The 16209-nt window shown below is 28.6% G+C and carries 16 protein-coding genes; 11 read left to right on the plus strand and 5 right to left on the minus strand.

Features of this window, described 5'->3' with window-relative positions:
• The first annotated feature begins 24 nt into the window (after positions 1 to 24).
• Complete coding sequence (gene yunB, locus ACRC28_RS04135) at positions 25 to 699, plus strand: sporulation protein YunB (protein WP_438542189.1); 675 nt, start codon at positions 25 to 27, stop codon at positions 697 to 699.
• A gap of 43 nt (positions 700 to 742) precedes the next feature.
• Here the strand turns inward: yunB and hpt are convergent, their stop codons facing one another.
• Positions 743 to 1267 (minus strand): hypoxanthine phosphoribosyltransferase, encoded by a 525-nt coding sequence (hpt, locus tag ACRC28_RS04140; RefSeq protein WP_438542190.1) that lies wholly within the window; start codon positions 1265 to 1267, stop codon positions 743 to 745.
• Between the two features lie 164 nt (positions 1268 to 1431).
• On the opposite strand from hpt, the gene hflX reads away from it, so the two are divergent.
• The 5 genes from hflX (at position 1432) to ACRC28_RS04165 (ending at position 7171) form a co-directional block, all read left to right on the plus strand.
• Positions 1432 to 3228: a GTPase HflX gene (gene hflX / locus ACRC28_RS04145; RefSeq protein ID WP_438542191.1), complete on the plus strand. Its 1797-nt coding sequence runs from the start codon at positions 1432 to 1434 to the stop codon at positions 3226 to 3228.
• 126 nt (positions 3229 to 3354) lie between these two features.
• Positions 3355 to 4767, plus strand: a complete 1413-nt coding sequence (locus ACRC28_RS04150; RefSeq protein WP_438542192.1) for a PLP-dependent aminotransferase family protein — start codon at positions 3355 to 3357, stop codon at positions 4765 to 4767.
• A complete protein-coding gene (locus ACRC28_RS04155) occupies positions 4748 to 5395 on the plus strand; it encodes a YigZ family protein (protein ID WP_438542193.1) in 648 nt (215 codons plus the stop codon). Before ACRC28_RS04150 ends, ACRC28_RS04155 begins: the two co-directional genes overlap by 20 nt.
• A gap of 105 nt (positions 5396 to 5500) precedes the next feature.
• Complete coding sequence (locus tag ACRC28_RS04160; RefSeq protein ID WP_438542194.1) at positions 5501 to 6238, plus strand: YebC/PmpR family DNA-binding transcriptional regulator; 738 nt, start codon at positions 5501 to 5503, stop codon at positions 6236 to 6238.
• A 144-nt stretch (positions 6239 to 6382) separates the two neighbouring features.
• A complete protein-coding gene (locus ACRC28_RS04165; protein ID WP_438542195.1) occupies positions 6383 to 7171 on the plus strand; it encodes an SDR family NAD(P)-dependent oxidoreductase in 789 nt (262 codons plus the stop codon).
• Positions 7172 to 7202: 31 nt separating this feature from the next.
• Here ACRC28_RS04165 and ACRC28_RS04170 read toward each other — a convergent pair whose 3' ends face one another.
• From ACRC28_RS04170 to ACRC28_RS04185, 4 genes are all read right to left on the minus strand, one after another.
• Positions 7203 to 8414, minus strand: coding sequence for a ComEC/Rec2 family competence protein (locus ACRC28_RS04170; RefSeq protein WP_438542196.1), 1212 nt, complete (start codon positions 8412 to 8414; stop codon positions 7203 to 7205).
• Positions 8415 to 8489: 75 nt separating this feature from the next.
• Positions 8490 to 9692 carry a Bcr/CflA family efflux MFS transporter gene (locus ACRC28_RS04175; RefSeq protein WP_438542197.1) on the minus strand — a complete coding sequence of 401 codons (1203 nt, stop codon included), beginning with the start codon at positions 9690 to 9692 and terminating at the stop codon, positions 8490 to 8492.
• 195 nt (positions 9693 to 9887) lie between these two features.
• The gene (locus ACRC28_RS04180) at positions 9888 to 10619 is read right to left on the minus strand and encodes an amino acid ABC transporter ATP-binding protein (protein ID WP_438542198.1); all 732 of its coding nucleotides are present in this window, start codon (positions 10617 to 10619) and stop codon (positions 9888 to 9890) included.
• An 11-nt stretch (positions 10620 to 10630) separates the two neighbouring features.
• On the minus strand, positions 10631 to 12142 hold the full coding sequence (locus ACRC28_RS04185; protein WP_438542199.1) for an ABC transporter permease subunit: 1512 nt from the start codon (positions 12140 to 12142) through the stop codon (positions 10631 to 10633).
• A 123-nt stretch (positions 12143 to 12265) separates the two neighbouring features.
• Between ACRC28_RS04185 and ACRC28_RS04190 the strand changes: the two genes are divergently transcribed.
• The 5 genes from ACRC28_RS04190 to ACRC28_RS04210 all read left to right on the plus strand — a co-directional run.
• Entirely contained in the window at positions 12266 to 12829 is a 564-nt protein-coding gene (locus ACRC28_RS04190; protein ID WP_438542200.1) for a hypothetical protein, read from the plus strand.
• Positions 12830 to 12971: 142 nt separating this feature from the next.
• Entirely contained in the window at positions 12972 to 13571 is a 600-nt protein-coding gene (ruvA, locus tag ACRC28_RS04195; RefSeq protein WP_438542201.1) for a Holliday junction branch migration protein RuvA, read from the plus strand.
• A gap of 11 nt (positions 13572 to 13582) precedes the next feature.
• The gene (ruvB, locus tag ACRC28_RS04200) at positions 13583 to 14617 is read left to right on the plus strand and encodes a Holliday junction branch migration DNA helicase RuvB (protein ID WP_438542202.1); all 1035 of its coding nucleotides are present in this window, start codon (positions 13583 to 13585) and stop codon (positions 14615 to 14617) included.
• A gap of 4 nt (positions 14618 to 14621) precedes the next feature.
• Positions 14622 to 15647 (plus strand): tRNA preQ1(34) S-adenosylmethionine ribosyltransferase-isomerase QueA, encoded by a 1026-nt coding sequence (gene queA / locus ACRC28_RS04205; RefSeq protein WP_438542203.1) that lies wholly within the window; start codon positions 14622 to 14624, stop codon positions 15645 to 15647.
• Between the two features lie 19 nt (positions 15648 to 15666).
• A partial coding sequence (locus ACRC28_RS04210; RefSeq protein WP_438542204.1) for a tRNA-guanine transglycosylase occupies positions 15667 to 16209 on the plus strand: 543 nt, incomplete at its 3' end.

The raw sequence follows: 16209 nt of genomic DNA on the forward strand, positions 1-16209 counted from the left end.
AGGAATAAATAAGGGTGATTATTTATGGTGTATTATACAAAAAGAAAGAAAAAGAAAAAATTAAAAGGTTGGTTTATATTTATAATACTTTTTTTAGTATTAATAAATATGTTTATTGTATTTTTTGATAAAAGAGTAATGCCGACAGTTTTAGAACTTGCAAAGGCAACTATGAAAAATAAAATAGTTCGTATAATAAATGAGATAAGTATAGAAGCATATGATGAATTATTTAAAACTGAGAAACCTGTAGATATAAAAACAGATAAAGATGGAAATATAAATATGATAAATGCAAATACAATGAAATTAAATAAGTTAAATGGAATAATATCAACTAGGGCAAATGAGGCTATACAAGAAATGGGAACAGAAGGTATTAAAGTTCCATTAGGATGGGTAACTGATAGTAGTATTTATTATGAATTTGGACCAGACATAACAGTAAATGTGGATCCAATAGGAAATGTAGCTACAAAATTTAGTAGTAATTTTGAAAGCGCAGGAATAAACCAAACAAGATATACAATTTATTTACAAGTTGAAGCAAGAGTAAATGTACAAATTCCTTTATATATGGAGGAGATAGTTGTAAAAACAGAAGTGCCGTTAACAGAAACAATAGTGGTTGGTAAAATTCCAAATACTGCAGTAGATTTAGGGCAGTTTGGTTCGAGTGATTTTGAAAGTGGAGATTAAAAAAACCTAGATAAAAATTTTATCTAGGTTTAAATATCTTTAATTAAGCTTCCCAATTGAAAACATAAGGGATGTTTCTATAATGATCACCGTAGTTTAATCCATATCCAACAACGAAAAGATCATCGATAGGGAAACAGCAATAATCAGGCTTAATTTCTACTTGTCTTCTTGAAGGTTTGTCTAAAAGAACGCAAGTTTTAACTGATTTAGCACCTAATTTTTTTACATGATTAACAACAAAGTTCATAGTAATTCCACTGTCAACTATATCATCAACAATTAATACATCATATCCTTCAATATTATCAGGAATATCATTTACAACTTTAACATTTCCTGTACTTTCTTCTCCATCACCATAGCTAGACGTTGTCATAAAACCAATTTTAGCTTTAGTGTCAATTTCTCTAACTAAATCAGCAGCAAATATAAAGCTACCTCTTAATAAAGATAAAACGTAAAGATTTTTATCTTTGAAATCTCTAGCTATTTCTGCCCCAACTTCTTTATTTCTTTCCTTAATTTGCTCTTCTGAAAATAGTATATTACGTTTTTTATTTTCCATATGTTAAATCCTCCAATTAATTATTTATCGATTGTCCTTAATAAATAAAATACTTTATAATGAAGGAAAAATCAAGGAGAAATTTTGTGCCTAGAGTTTACAATAAAGGAGAGATGGAGTAGAATTAAAGCAAATTCAAAGAGAGAGAGTAAGAGGTGAATTTTATGATATATGGAAATATTGAAGGAATAAGAAATTCTATATTAAGTGAATTAGAAGATATTTATAATATAAAAACACAAAAAATAGAGGCATGTTCTAAAGAAATAATAGATATTATATCACGTGTATCTACACAAATTGAAAGAGAAGTAAGTGTTGCTATTGATAGACGTGGAAAGGTAACATCAGTTGCAGTAGGAGATTCAACATCAGTAGAATTACCTATATTAGACGTTCATGAAAAAAGACTTGCAGGTGTTAGAGTTATACATACACATCCAAATGGATACAGTAATTTATCAGCATTAGACTTAACTGCATTATTAAAATTAAAATTAGACGCAATAGTTGCAATTGGAGTATATGAAGGAAAAATAATAGATTATTCATTAGCAACTTTAACATTATATAATTCAGATTTAGTATGTGATGAAAAAACAAATATAAGTGAAAATGAATTATATGCTGTAAATATTTTAGATAAAATAAGATATTCAGAAAGTTTAATAAAAGAAAATGATGTAGAAGAAAATTTAGAAGAAAAAGCAATTTTAGTTGGTTCAGATACTAGAGAAAGTTTAGAAGAACTTTCAGAGCTTACAAAAGCATGTGAAATACCAGTTTTAGAAAAAGTATTTCAAGCTAGAAACAAAATTGACTCAGCTTTTTATATAGGAAGAGGAAAGGTTTTAGAAATTGCACATTTAAGACAGATAGAAAGAGCAAATCTTGTAATATTTGATGATGAATTATCAGGTGCACAAGTTAGAAATTTAGAAAATGCAATAGGAGCAAAGGTAATAGATAGAACAACTCTTATACTAGAAATATTTGCAAGACGTGCAAAAACTAAAGAAGCAAAGATTCAAGTAGAGCTTGCTCAGCTTAAATACAGAAAAAGTAGACTTTTAGGTCTTGGAACAGTTTTATCAAGAACTGGTGGTGGAATTGGAACAAGAGGACCTGGAGAGAAAAAGCTAGAAACAGATAGAAGACATATAGATGATACAATTTATGATTTAAATACAGAACTTAAAAAAATTAAAAAAATTAGAGAAGTTCAAAGAGAAAAAAGAACAAAGGAAAGTATTCCTAAGGTTTCATTAGTTGGATATACAAATGCAGGAAAATCAACACTAAGAAATACTTTATGTAAAGTTGCAACTTCAAAAGGAAGTAAAGTAAAAGAAGAAGTATTTGAAGCAGATATGTTATTTGCAACATTAGATATTACAACTAGAGCAATAGTTCTTAGAAATAAAGGACTTATAACACTTACAGATACAGTTGGATTTGTAAGGAAATTACCTCATGATTTAGTGGAAGCATTTAAATCAACACTTGAAGAAGTTATATATGCAGATCTTTTATGTCATGTAGTAGATGCATCAAGTATAGATGCAGATGGTCAAATTGAAGCTGTAGAAGAGGTTTTAAGAGAATTAAATGCCTTAGATAAAGAAACAATTTTAGTATTAAATAAAATTGACAAGGCAGAAGCTTCTCACATAGAAGAGTTAAAAGAAAAGTTTGCAAATTATGATATATTAGAAATTTCAGCTAAAGAAGAAATAAATCTAGAAACTCTTTTAGATAAGATAGAAGAAAAATTACCATATAGTTTAAAAAAGATTGAGGTTATAATACCTTATGATAGAGGAGATATGGTATCACTTTTACACAGAAATGCAAGGATTTTAGAAGAAGAATATGTAGAAAATGGAACAAGACTACAAGTTGAAGTTGATGAAGAAATATATAATAGAAGTAAAGAATATATAACAAAAGAATTAAATTAAAAAAGAAAGAATATCTTTTGCAAATAAATAAGCAGAGGATATTCTTTAAAAAATTTAGTGCAAATAGTGGAATTTAAAAAGTAAGAAGATAATTAGAATGGAAGAAGGGGCAGGGCTATAAATGTTATGTGGATTGATAATATAGATTTTACAAGAGATAGAGCTAAATATATAGAGATTTACGATAATATAAAAAAAGCTATAGATAATAATGAAATTGAAGATGGGGAAAAACTATTACCGATACGAACTTTAAGTGAAAAATTAGGTGTAAATAAAGTAACTGTAATAAGTGCATATAAAAAGCTAGAGCAAGAAGGTTATGCCTTTCAGAAAATTGGAAGTGGAACTTTTGCAAGAAAAAAGGAAGTAGTTTTTGATTTTAAAAAAGAATATTCTAAAACATTTAAAATGCTAGAAAGAAAGAAAACAGATTTTATAGATTTTACTGGTGAAACAAATAAAGAAGTATTATTTCCAATAAAAGATTTTAAAGAAATAATAAATAAGGTTTTAGATAGAGATGGAGAAGAGGTTTTAGTAACTCAAGACCCATTAGGATATGAACCATTAAGAAAAACTATAAATAAAGTTTTTTTTGAAAATACTTTAAACAATAATAATATAATTGTTGTTTCAGGTGCACAGCAAGGAATTGATATTGCATCTAAAGCAATGCTTAATATTAATGATACAGTTGTTGTTGAAAAGCCAACCTATGGAGGAGCTTTATCTGTATTCAGGTGGAAAAAATCAAGAGTATTAGAAATAAAATTAGAAGAAGATGGATTATGTATTAAAGAACTTGAAAAAAAGGTGAAACAAAATAGAGTAAAGCTTTTATATGTAATGAGTTATTTTCAAAATCCAACAGGTATTTCCTATAGTTTAGAAAAAAAGAAGGAAATTTTAAAACTAGCAAATAAATATGATTTTTATATAATTGAGGATGATTATTTATCAGAGCTTATTTATGAAAAATCATTAGAATATGTTCCTTTTAAAAAGCTAGATATTTATGATAGGGTAATTTATATTAAAAGTTTTTCAAAAATATTCCTTCCTGGAATAAGGCTTGGGTATATTGTAGCACCAAATAAATTTAGAGAAGTTTTTCTAAAGGCTAAATTTAATACAGATATAGCAACATCAAGTTTAATGCAAAGAGCCCTTGAGTATTATATTGGTAAATGGGATTGGAAAGAAAATATAAGAAAGTTATCTGAAGAATACAAAAAGCGGTATAAAATAATGGATAGAGAAATAGATAAGCATTTAAGCCAGTTTGTAATTTATAGAAAACCAAAGGGTGGTTTAAACTTTTTTATTCAATTTAAAGATGACAATATATCTTCAATCAAGCTATTTTTAAAATTAAAAGAAAAGAATATATTTATAACACCAGGAGTATTTTTCTTTAAAAACAAAAAAGAAGGTGAAAGGTGTTTTAGATTAGGATTTTCACAAGTTGATGAAGAAAAAATAAAAGAGGGAATAAAAATTATAAAGGAGGAAATAAATGGCCTATATAACAATTAGGGATTATGGAGAAGATAGATTTGAAGAAAAAAAATCTGAATTTATTGGATATGCAAAAAGAGTAGAAAATGAAGAAGAAGCAAAAGAGTTTGTAGCAGAAATTAAAAGTATGCATAAACAAGCAAGACATAATTGCTTTGCATATGTTATTGGAGAAAATTACGGAATTCAAAGGTATTCAGATGATGGCGAGCCACAAGGAACAGCAGGTATTCCAATTTTAGAAGTTATGAAAAAAAGTAATGTAACTGATTGCGCAATTGTAGTTACAAGATATTTTGGAGGAGTCTTACTTGGAGCAGGAGGACTTACAAGAGCTTATACAAAAGGGGCAAGCATTGCATTAAAAGCAGGTGGTGTTGTAGAAAAAGTAGATGGAGCTAAAATATCAATTGAAGCACCTTACGATTTGCTTGGAAAAATACAACATGTATGTGGACAAAAAGAATGGTATATTGAAGAGGTTGAATATACAGATAAGGTCTTAATTTCCATATATGCAGAAGTTATCAATATAGAAATTATGAAAAATGAATTTACTCAGATAACTAATGGAAAAGGAATAATAAAAGAAAGTGAAAAAGAAATTTACTTTAAAGAAAACAATCGTTTGTACAAAAGTATATAACTAAAAAATGTAAATAAAATATAAACATTGGAAAGTTGAAGTATATAAATTAGAATGATATAATTTTAAGGTAAAAAACTTTATGAGACGACAGGAGGAATAAAAATGTCAGGACATTCAAAATGGCATAATATCCAAGCCAAAAAAGGTAAAATGGATGCAAAAAGAGGAAAGATTTTCACAAAAATAGGAAAAGAAATAATAATGGCGACAAAAGAAGGTGGTCCTAGTCCTGACTCTAATGCAAAGCTTAGAGATACAATAGCAAAGGCAAAGGCAGCAAACATGCCAAATGATACAATAACAAGAGCTATTAAAAAAGCATCAGGAGAATTAGCAAATGTAAACTATGACCACATTGTATATGAAGGATACGGTCCATCAGGAGTTGCAGTAATAGTTGATACATTAACTGATAATAAAAATAGATCAGCAGGAAATGTTAGAAGTGCTTTCACTAAAGGTGGAGGAAACATGGGAACACAAGGATGTGTTGGATTCATGTTCCAAGAAAAAGGTGAAATTGTTATAGAGAGAAATGATTTAGATGAAGAAGAAGTTATGATGATGGCATTAGATGCTGGAGCAGATGACTTCCAAGCAGAGGATGAAGTATTTGTAGTATATACAGTACCAGAAGCATTTGGTGAAGTAAGAGAAAACTTAGAAGCACAAGGAATAGAATTCTTAGAAGCTGGAGTTAAAATGATTCCAGATACTATGACAGCTATAAGCGAAGATGATGCTAAGAAATTCCAAAAAATGCTTAACTTACTTGAAGATGATGACGACGTGCAAGAGGTGTACCACAATGCTGAATTCCCAGAAGGATGGGAAGAATAAGAGATTATTATAATTTAATAATTCTTTAGATAAATATTTAAGCCAATTTTCAAATTTTATGAGAGAATTTGAAAATTGGCTTTTTGCATTTTTAATTATGTTGTAAAATTAAAAATAAAAATTAAAAGGGAATAAGGTGAGAAGATGAAAACAGCGGTAATAACAGGAGCTACAAGTGGAATAGGAAAAGAATTTGCTTATAGATTAGCTAAAGAAAAGTATAGTCTTATTTTGATTGGAAGAAGAAGAGAACTTTTAGAGAAGATAAAAAAAGAAATTGAGGACACTTATAAAGTTAATGTAATTGTGAGAATAGTAAATTTAGATAATGATATGGAGCTAGAAGAATTTATAGATGAATTTAAAGAAGAGGCTTCTATAGAATTTCTTATAAATAATGCAGGTTATGGTGGTGGAGAAAGTTTTATGAAAGAAGATATAAACTTTTCACTTGAGATGGTGAAGGTTCATATTAATGTAGCTTTAAAGCTTTCTAAAGCCTTTGGTGAGATTATGAAAAATAATAAAAAGGGATATATTATAAATACAGCTTCTATGGCAGGGTTTAATGCATTTAGAGATTCAGGGATGTATTGTTCAACTAAAAGCTTTTTAATTACTTTTTCAGAATGTTTAGGGTTAGAATTAAGAAAGTATAATGTAAAGGTGCAATGTCTTTGTCCTGGATTTGTAAGAACAGATTTTCATTCAAGGCTTAATATGGATGAGAATTTATTGAAAAATAGAGGAGTTATAAGATGGATGAATGTTCATGAGGTTGTAGATATTTCATTGAAAGAATTGTATAAGAAAAAGAAGATAATATGTGTTCCAGGAAAGCTTAATAAGTTTTTATATTCTACCATAAAGATTATGCCTAAAAAACTTTATTATAAAATAACAGATAAAGGATGGGAATACATGGATAAGTAAAAAACACTCCAAAGCTTTGGAGTGTTTTTCGTTAAAAGCATTTTGAACATGCTTCATATCCTGAAAGTGTATTTAAATCTACCTGTCTTGCTGTACTTGGGTTCATTCTACCGCAGTTATTTTTTGAATGATATTTTGAACCAGTAGCTGAAAGCCAAACCATTTGAGCTTTAGGTTTTGTAGTTTCTTCAGGTTTTGGTTTATTAGGAGTTACAGGAGTTGGCTTTGGAGAAGTTGATGGCTTTTTGCTTGAAGAAGCCTCTTTTTTCTCTTCAGTATCTCTAAAGTTATATGAAGCTTTAGTACAATCTGTTTTTAAGCCTTTTCCTGTAGAAGTAAATATAATATTTCCACATTCATCAGTTCTATGAACAATAATATTTCTTTCTTTTAATTTGTCCATCGTAGTTTTATTAGGATGATTATATTTATTTTCTTCACCAACTGTAATTACAGCATATTCAGGTTTAACTTTGTTTAAAAGTTCAGTGCTTGTACTAGTTTTAGAACCATGATGTCCAACCTTTAATAAATCAACATCAGAAAGTTTGTCTAAAGTTTCTAATTCAGCTTCTTTTTCAGCATCACCTGTAAATAACAATTTATCATTTCCATTTTCTAATAATATGATTAACGATTGATCATTAGCATTTGAACCACCATTAGTATTGAAAACTTTAAAGCTTGCAGAATTACTTAATTGGAATACTGCTGACTCTAAAGGAACACTAGGTGATAATCCTTTTTTAGATGCTGAATTTATAAAGTCTTTATACGTAGTAGAATCAGAATCACCATTTGCAACTAAAAGAGTGCTGACAGTAAAATTATCAATAACTTTATCAAGACCACCTATATGGTCAGCATGTGGGTGAGTTGCAACAACATAATCTAATGTATCTATATTTTGCTTTTTTATATAGTTAGCAATAAGATTTTCATCATTATTTTCTCCACCATCAATTAATAAAGTTTTATCCCCTTGAATTAATATAGCATCACTATTTCCTGTATCTATAAAATGAATTTTAAGATCGTTAGATTTCTGACTTTCATTTACCTTTATCTCATCTTTAGATTCAGAGGTTTGTGAATTGCTATCAGATTTTGAAATAGTGTCGCTTGTTGAAGTATTATCTTTAGAAGATGAATCTTTAGGTGTATAAGCAGAACAGCCTATAAAACTTAAAGATAGAAATATAGTAAGTAGTGATAAATAAATTTTTAAATTTTTTCTTTGCATAAAAAATCCCCCTATATGTTACAAAAAAACAATATCATATTGTATCTTTTTTGTAAACAATAAAGAGGGTGGGTTTTAGCTATTTAATTTAATAAGATTAAATTTAGTTAAAATAAACCAAATTATAAGACTAATTAAAGAAACAACTAAATACATAAAACCAATATTGCATATTTTATTTCCAAAATTAAAAGTAATAAGAAACATTCCAAGGCTTCCCATAATAGTACTACCAAAGCTTATAAGTGCAGAAGCAGAACCAATATTAGTGCTTTGTTGAAGAAGCATAAGATTTGTTCCTGGTGGTTTTAACATATTTCCAAACAACATTGCAGGAATAATGGTTAAAATAAAGGTATATTGATTCTTAAAGCCAACTACTTGAAGAAGAATACCACTTATTAAAACTAAAATTAAGCAAGTTTTAATTATAAAAGAATCCTTTAATTTTTTTGATAGTTTAACATAAATAATTGGACCTAAAACTAAAAATATTCCTGTACATGCATAAAATAAACTATATGTTTGATCTGAAAGCTTGAAACCATCAATATATATGTATGAAGACATTGTAATATAAGCCATCATAGGAATACTTAAAATTGAAAAAACTACTAAAAGGGCAGAGAATTTAGGATTCTTTGCAACAACTACTAAATTAGAAAATACCTTTAATAAGTTTCCAGTAGTATAAGTAAGTAAAGTTTCTGTTAGTAAAAAGCTAAATATTACAGCAATTATTCCTACAATAGATAAAACGAAGAATATCCCATGCCATGATGTGTAATTTAAAATAAATGAACCTATAGTAGGTGCAATAACAGGTGTGGTCATAGCAATTGATTGAACAGTTGCAAGCATAGCCACTAGCTTTTTACCAGTGTATACATCTTTCATCATAGCAGTAGAAACAGAAACAGCAGAACCACTACCAATAGCCTGTAAGATTCTAGATAGAATAAGTATTTCTACGCTCTTAGAAAAAAAGCAAAAAATACTACCAATAGTATATAGAATCATTCCAACAGATAAAATTTTTCGTCTACCATGCTTGTCGCTTAAAGGTCCCCAAAAAAGCATACTAATAGCGTAAAATAAAAAGAAAAAAGTAATAGTTAAATTAAGTGTCTGAACATTTGTATGAAATTCATTTATCATATTTGGAAGTGCAGGTAAATACAAATCCGTAGACATTGGAACAAAGGCACTTAAAAATCCTACAAAGGCGACAAAACCAGTTTTACCAAGGATTTTTTGTTTAACTTTTGAATCGTCCATAAAAAACCTCCTAAATTTTTAGGATATTGAGTGATAATTTATTTAAAATAAAGTATTATTTAACATCCTATAGTTTGTTTACCTATCTATAATAAAGATGATTTTAATATAATGCAAAGTTAAAAATAGAAAAAATGGGTTTAAAAGGAATAAACCACCGATATATATAAATATCAGTGGTTTACTAATCAGGAATTAAAGAAATTTTTGTAAAAATCTTTTAGTTCTTTCTTCCTTTGGATTTGTAAAAATTTCATCAGGAGAGCCTTCTTCAACAACGAAACCATCAGCCATAAAAATAATTTTATCAGCTACATCACGAGCAAAATTTATTTCATGAGTCACTATAATCATAGTTCTTTTTTCCTTAGCTAAAGATTTTATAGTTGCTAAAACTTCTGAAACTAGTTCAGGATCAAGAGCAGAAGTTGGCTCATCAAAAAGAATAACATCAGGATTTAAAGCAATAGCACGAGCTATTGAAACTCTTTGTTTTTGACCACCTGATAAAGTTTTAGGATAAACATCTTTTTTTTCTATCATACCAACTTTAGATAAAGCGTCTAGACCAATTTTAATAGCATCTTCTTTAGATTTTTTTTGAACTAAAATTAAAGCTTCAGTTACGTTTTCTAAAACAGTTTTATTATTAAAAAGGTTGTAATTTTGAAAAACCATAGCAGATTCTTTTCTTAAAAGGCTAATTTCACTTTTAGAAATCTTAGAAAAATCTATAGACAGTTTATCTATTTTTAAAAAACCACTATCAGGTTTTTCAAGATAATTTAATGAGCGAAGAAGTGTGCTTTTCCCAGAACCAGATGGTCCTAATATAACAACTACTTCACCATGTTCTACATTTAAATTAATATCTTTTAAGACCTCAACAGAATTGAAGCTTTTCTTTAAATTTTTTACGTTAATCATATTTTAACCTCCTAATATGCTGAAAGCTTTTTTTCTAATTTTCTTTGGAAAGCATTGAAAATTAGAATTATAATCCAATAAATTATAGCAACGGCTACATAACTTTCAAAGAATTTATAGCTTGATGCAGCAGCCATTTGAGCTGTAGCTAAAATATCAACAACACCTAAAGTAAAGGCTAATGAAGATCCCTTTACAGTATCAACAAAAATATTACCAAGAGGTGGGATTGCAATTCTAAAAGCTTGTGGTAGTACAATTCTTCTTAATCCTTGTGCATAAGACATTCCTAGCGAAAGAGAAGCCTCCATTTGACCTTTATCAATAGCAGAAATAGAAGAACGAAGAATTTCAGCAATATATGCAGAAGCGTTTAAACCAAGTCCAATTAAAGATGCTGTATATGCACTCATATTATGTAGTGCAGGGAAAATTTGAGGTAAGCCAAAATAAAGTAAAAATAATTGAACTAAAAGAGGAGTTCCTCTAAAGAATGAAATATAAAGTTCTGCTAACTGTTTTAGTACAGGAACTTTATATAATCTTATTATAGAAAGCACTATACCAACTAAAAGACCAAGAGCCATTCCTAAGATTGATAATGATAATGTTATTTTAACAGCTTTCAATAATAATGGTAAAAGGGAAAGGGTATACATAAAATCAAAGGTATTTGATTTAGAAGTATTTTCCGTTAAATTAGCATTATAATCAATATTAGTAGATGGACTTGTAATATTAGTGTTAAACCATTTTTCAGAAATAGATTTTAATGTCCCATTTTTTTCTAAAGTTTGAATTGCAGAGTTTACTTTATTCATAAGTTCAGCATTGTTTTTATTAAAAGGATAGGCATTTTCTATTTTATCAATAGGTGCACCTGCTAATTGTAAATCTAAGTTTTTCTCCTTAATAGTAGAAATAGCTGACACACGGTCTATAACAACAGCTTGTATTCTATGAAGTAAAAGTTCATTGAAAGCAGCATCTGTGTTTTGATATGTGATTATTTGGAAAGAATTATCTTTATTATAAGACTTTAAAATTTGCTCATAATTACTTCCTAAATCTACACCTACTTTTTTTCCTTTTAAGTCAGATACATTTTTTATAGAGGTATCGCCTTTATTAACAACTATTTGAGCACCACTATAAGTTGTAGGAGTAGTAAAATCATATTTCTCTTTTCTTTCATTAGTAACTGTAATTTGGTTTGCAAGAGTATCCACTTTTCCACTATCAAGCATTCCAAAAAGTCCACTAAAAGAAGCAGTTTTAAATTCAATTTTGTAATTTAATTCTTTTCTAATGGCATTCCAGACATCGATTTCAAAACCATTAAGTTTACCATTATCTAAATATGTAAATGGGTAATAAGTTCCAGAGGTACCAACAGTTATAGTCCCCTTATAAGTGTTAGAAGTGTTATCAGTATTTTTTTTCAGATAAGTAAAGGATAGAAAAAAAATAGATATAAAAATAAGTAATAAAACAGGTAATAAAAATTTTTGTTTTTTATTCATATAAATCTCCTTGTAGTTAAAGCTTTGTTCAAATTATAATAATCCCCATCAAAAAAGTCAACTTTTAAATGTATAAAAAAATAAAAAAATGTCAATAATCACAGGAAAGGAGAGTGATAATAAATGAAGAAAAAAACAGGAATAATATTGGCATGTAGTGGATTGGCTTTAATTTCTTTATTGACAGCCACATATAGCATAGTTTTAAATAGTAAAACAAAAAAAGAAGGAAATGAAACACCAGTTTTAAGTTATGATAACAAAGAACTTAGAGAAGATTTAGTAATTGCACTTTACGCAGGAGAAAAATTAGAAAAAACCTTGAGTTTAGATATGTTTAAAGAAAAGTATGGCATTGAAAAAATAATAACTGAGGAAGTAATAAAGGAAGCTTTAAAGGCGGAAGGTTATTTATTAGATAATAAAGGAGAGCGAGTTTTTAGTTTCAAGAAAGAAAAAGAAAAAAAAGAAAATATAAATAAATACCATATAGGTGAAAAGGATGGCTATTTGGCAATATTTAAATCAGACGAGAACGGAGATATGCATATAGTAACACAGTATGAAACGTCTTTAGATTTAATAAGATTGAGACCCGAAGAATACGAAAAAATAAAAAATAAAACATATTTTTCATCAGAGAGTTTAGCTGAAGTAGAAGATGAGATGTCAGGATTAAATTCTTAATGAGAAGATTAGGATAGGACGTAATAAATATTATGTCCTATTTTTATATTATTCCATTGAAAGATTTTTAGTAAAATGATAAAGTAATAAGTAGATTTAATGAGAACATACTTTCATATAAGAAAAGTGGGAGGGAAAATATATGTATGAATATATAAAAGGTAAGTATATAGGAATTATTAAAGATTACATAATAATAGAAAATAATAATATAGGATATAAAATATTTACTTCAGGAATAACTATGTCAGAAATGCCAAAAGTATCTGAAGACGTTATGTTGTATTTAACACAAATAGTAAGAGAAGACTTTATTGGTTTATATGGGTTCATTTCAAGAGATGAACTAAATATGTTTAATATGCTTTTATCAATAAATGGAGTTGGTGCAAAAGCTGCATTATCATTACTATCAATAAGTAAAATAACAAATTTGAAATATGCTATAATGACAGGTGATGATAAACATTTATGTAAAGCACCTGGAATTGGAAAGAAGACAGCAGGAAGAATAATTTTAGAATTAAAAGATAAACTTAAACCTGATGAGTTCTTAAATGATGAAGGATTAGAAATAATGGGAGAGAAAGAAAAGAATTTCGAAAATATTGGAGAGGTTCTAGGAGCATTGTTAGCATTGGGGTACTCAGAAAAAGAAGCAAATTTAGCTATTAAAAAGATAAAGACTGATGGTAGCATTGAGGAAATGATAAAAGAAGCATTAAAAGTTTTAATGGGGTAGGTGAGTTTTAAGTGGAAAGAATAATAACTCCAGATGAGCTTGGTGAAGATAAAGAACTTAGCTTAAGACCAGAAAAAATAAATGAATATATAGGACAAGATAAAGTAAAAGAAAGACTAAATATTTTTATAAAAGCAGCAATGAAAAGAGGCGAGGCTTTAGACCATGTTCTTTTATATGGACCTCCTGGACTTGGAAAAACTACTCTTGCAAATATAATTGCAAAAGAGATGGGTGGAAACTTAAAGATAACGTCAGGACCAGCAATTGAAAGAGCAGGAGATTTAGCAGCAATACTTACAACACTTAGTGATAATGATGTGCTTTTTATAGATGAAATTCATAGATTAAACAGAAGTGTTGAAGAGATTCTTTATCCTGCAATGGAAGATTATGCTTTAGATATTGTTATAGGGAAAGGTGCAGCAGCTAAATCTATAAGATTAGACTTAGCAAAATTCACGTTAATTGGAGCAACTACAAGAGTTGGAATGTTAACATCACCACTTAGAGATAGATTTGGTGTTTTATGTGCTATGGAATACTATACAGAAGAACAACTTACAAATATAATAATTAGAAGTGCAATGGTATTCAACTCTAAAATAACTGAAGAGGGTGCAAGAGAAATTGCTAGGCGTTCAAGAGGAACACCTAGAATTGCAAATAGACTTTTAAAAAGAGTTAGAGATTATTCAGAGGTTGAAGGTGACAATATAATAAGCTTTAAAGAAGCTAGAGGAGCATTGTCTTTATTAGAAGTAGATGACAAAGGCTTTGATAGAGTAGATAATAAAATATTAGAAGCCATTATAGATAATTTTAAAGGTGGACCTGTAGGAATAGAAACTTTATCTTATTTTGTAGGAGAAGAGCTTGGAACAATAGAAGATGTTTATGAGCCATATCTTTTACAACAAGGATATATAGTAAGAACTCCTAGAGGAAGAATGGCAACTGAAAAAGCATATAAACATTTAGGAAGAAAAATGAATGATAAAAAAAGCGTAGGTGAACAAAAAAGCTTTTTTAAAAGTGAGGAGTAAGAAAATGAAAGTAAGTGATTTTGATTTTAATTTACCAGAAGAATTAATAGCACAACATCCATTAAAAGAAAGAGATTCATCAAGGTTAATGGTTTTAGATAAAAAAACTGGTGAAATTGAACATAAGAAATTTAGTGATATAATAGATTATTTAAATGAAGGAGATACTTTAATATTAAATAATACTAGAGTAATGCCAGCAAGACTTATAGGGCAAAAAGAAGAAACAGGTGGGAAAATAGAATTTTTATTATTAAAAAGACTAGAAGGCGACAAGTGGGAATGTTTAGCGAAACCTGGTAAAACAGCAAGAGTAGGAAGAAAGTTTACTTTTGGTGATGGAAAGTTAAAGTGTGAAGTAATAGAAGTATTAGAAACAGGAAATAGAATTATAGAGTTTTCTTATGAAGGCATATTTGAAGAGGTTTTAGATTCTCTAGGAGAAATGCCATTACCACCATATATTCATGAAAGATTAGATGATAAGGAAAGATATCAAACAGTTTATTCAAAAGAAAAAGGGTCAGCTGCGGCACCAACAGCAGGATTGCATTTTACTGAAGAGTTATTAGAAAAGATAAAAGAAAAAGGCATTAATATAGGGTATTTAACATTACACGTTGGACTTGGTACATTTAGACCAGTTCAAGTTGATGATATAAATAATCATGTAATGCACTCAGAGTTTTATCAAATAAGTAAGGAAACAGCTGATTTAATAAATAAAACCAAAGAAAATGGTGGAAGAATAATTTCGGTAGGAACTACATCAACTAGAACACTAGAAACAGTAGGGGATGAAAATGGAAAAATAAAAGAATCGAGTGGATGGACAGATATATTTATATATCCAGGGTATAAGTTTAAAGTTGTAGATAACTTAATAACAAACTTCCATTTACCAGAATCAACATTAATAATGTTAGTTTCATCTCTTGCGGGGCAGGAAAATGTATTAAATGCTTATAATGTAGCAGTTAAAGAAAAATATAGATTCTTCTCATTTGGAGATGCGATGTTTATAAAGTAAAGAATAGGAGTGAAAAATTTTGAGCAAAAGATATACTTTGTTAAAAAAAGATGGAAAAGCAAGAAGAGGAAGATTTGAAACACCTCATGGAGTTGTAGAAACACCAGTATTTATGAATGTTGGAACTCTTGCAGCTATAAAGGGTGCAGTTTCAAGTATGGATTTAAAGGAAATAGGATGTCAAGTAGAGCTATCTAATACATATCACTTACATTTAAGACCAAGTGATACTACAGTAGCTAAATTAGGTGGACTTCATAAATTTATGAATTGGGATAGACCAATTCTTACAGATTCAGGTGGATTCCAAGTATTTTCACTTGCAAGTATGAGAAAAATAAAAGAAGAAGGAGTATACTTTAATTCACATATAGATGGAAGAAAAATCTTTATGGGACCAGAAGAGAGTATGCAAATTCAAAGTAATTTAGCATCTACAATAGCTATGGCATTTGATGAGTGTATCCCAATACCATCAACAAGAGAGTATGTTGAAAAATCAGTAGATAGAACAACAAGATGGCTTAAAAGATGTAAAACTGAAATGGATAGATTAAATTCA

Source organism: Clostridium sp. (assembly GCF_051650885.1).
Taxonomy (GTDB): domain Bacteria; phylum Bacillota; class Clostridia; order Clostridiales; family Clostridiaceae; genus Clostridium.

Bases quoted from the DNA above. Each gene is read 5' to 3' on its own strand.
- yunB (WP_438542189.1), top strand. From the start codon at position 25: ATGGTGTATTATACAAAAAGAAAGAAAAAGAAAAAATTAAAAGGTTGG.
- hpt (WP_438542190.1), bottom strand. From the start codon at position 1,267: ATGGAAAATAAAAAACGTAATATACTATTTTCAGAAGAGCAAATTAAG.
- hflX (WP_438542191.1), top strand. From the start codon at position 1,432: ATGATATATGGAAATATTGAAGGAATAAGAAATTCTATATTAAGTGAA.
- ACRC28_RS04150 (WP_438542192.1), top strand. From the start codon at position 3,355: ATGTGGATTGATAATATAGATTTTACAAGAGATAGAGCTAAATATATA.
- ACRC28_RS04155 (WP_438542193.1), top strand. From the start codon at position 4,748: ATGGCCTATATAACAATTAGGGATTATGGAGAAGATAGATTTGAAGAA.
- ACRC28_RS04160 (WP_438542194.1), top strand. From the start codon at position 5,501: ATGTCAGGACATTCAAAATGGCATAATATCCAAGCCAAAAAAGGTAAA.
- ACRC28_RS04165 (WP_438542195.1), top strand. From the start codon at position 6,383: ATGAAAACAGCGGTAATAACAGGAGCTACAAGTGGAATAGGAAAAGAA.
- ACRC28_RS04170 (WP_438542196.1), bottom strand. From the start codon at position 8,414: ATGCAAAGAAAAAATTTAAAAATTTATTTATCACTACTTACTATATTT.
- ACRC28_RS04175 (WP_438542197.1), bottom strand. From the start codon at position 9,692: ATGGACGATTCAAAAGTTAAACAAAAAATCCTTGGTAAAACTGGTTTT.
- ACRC28_RS04180 (WP_438542198.1), bottom strand. From the start codon at position 10,619: ATGATTAACGTAAAAAATTTAAAGAAAAGCTTCAATTCTGTTGAGGTC.
- ACRC28_RS04185 (WP_438542199.1), bottom strand. From the start codon at position 12,142: ATGAATAAAAAACAAAAATTTTTATTACCTGTTTTATTACTTATTTTT.
- ACRC28_RS04190 (WP_438542200.1), top strand. From the start codon at position 12,266: ATGAAGAAAAAAACAGGAATAATATTGGCATGTAGTGGATTGGCTTTA.
- ruvA (WP_438542201.1), top strand. From the start codon at position 12,972: ATGTATGAATATATAAAAGGTAAGTATATAGGAATTATTAAAGATTAC.
- queA (WP_438542203.1), top strand. From the start codon at position 14,622: ATGAAAGTAAGTGATTTTGATTTTAATTTACCAGAAGAATTAATAGCA.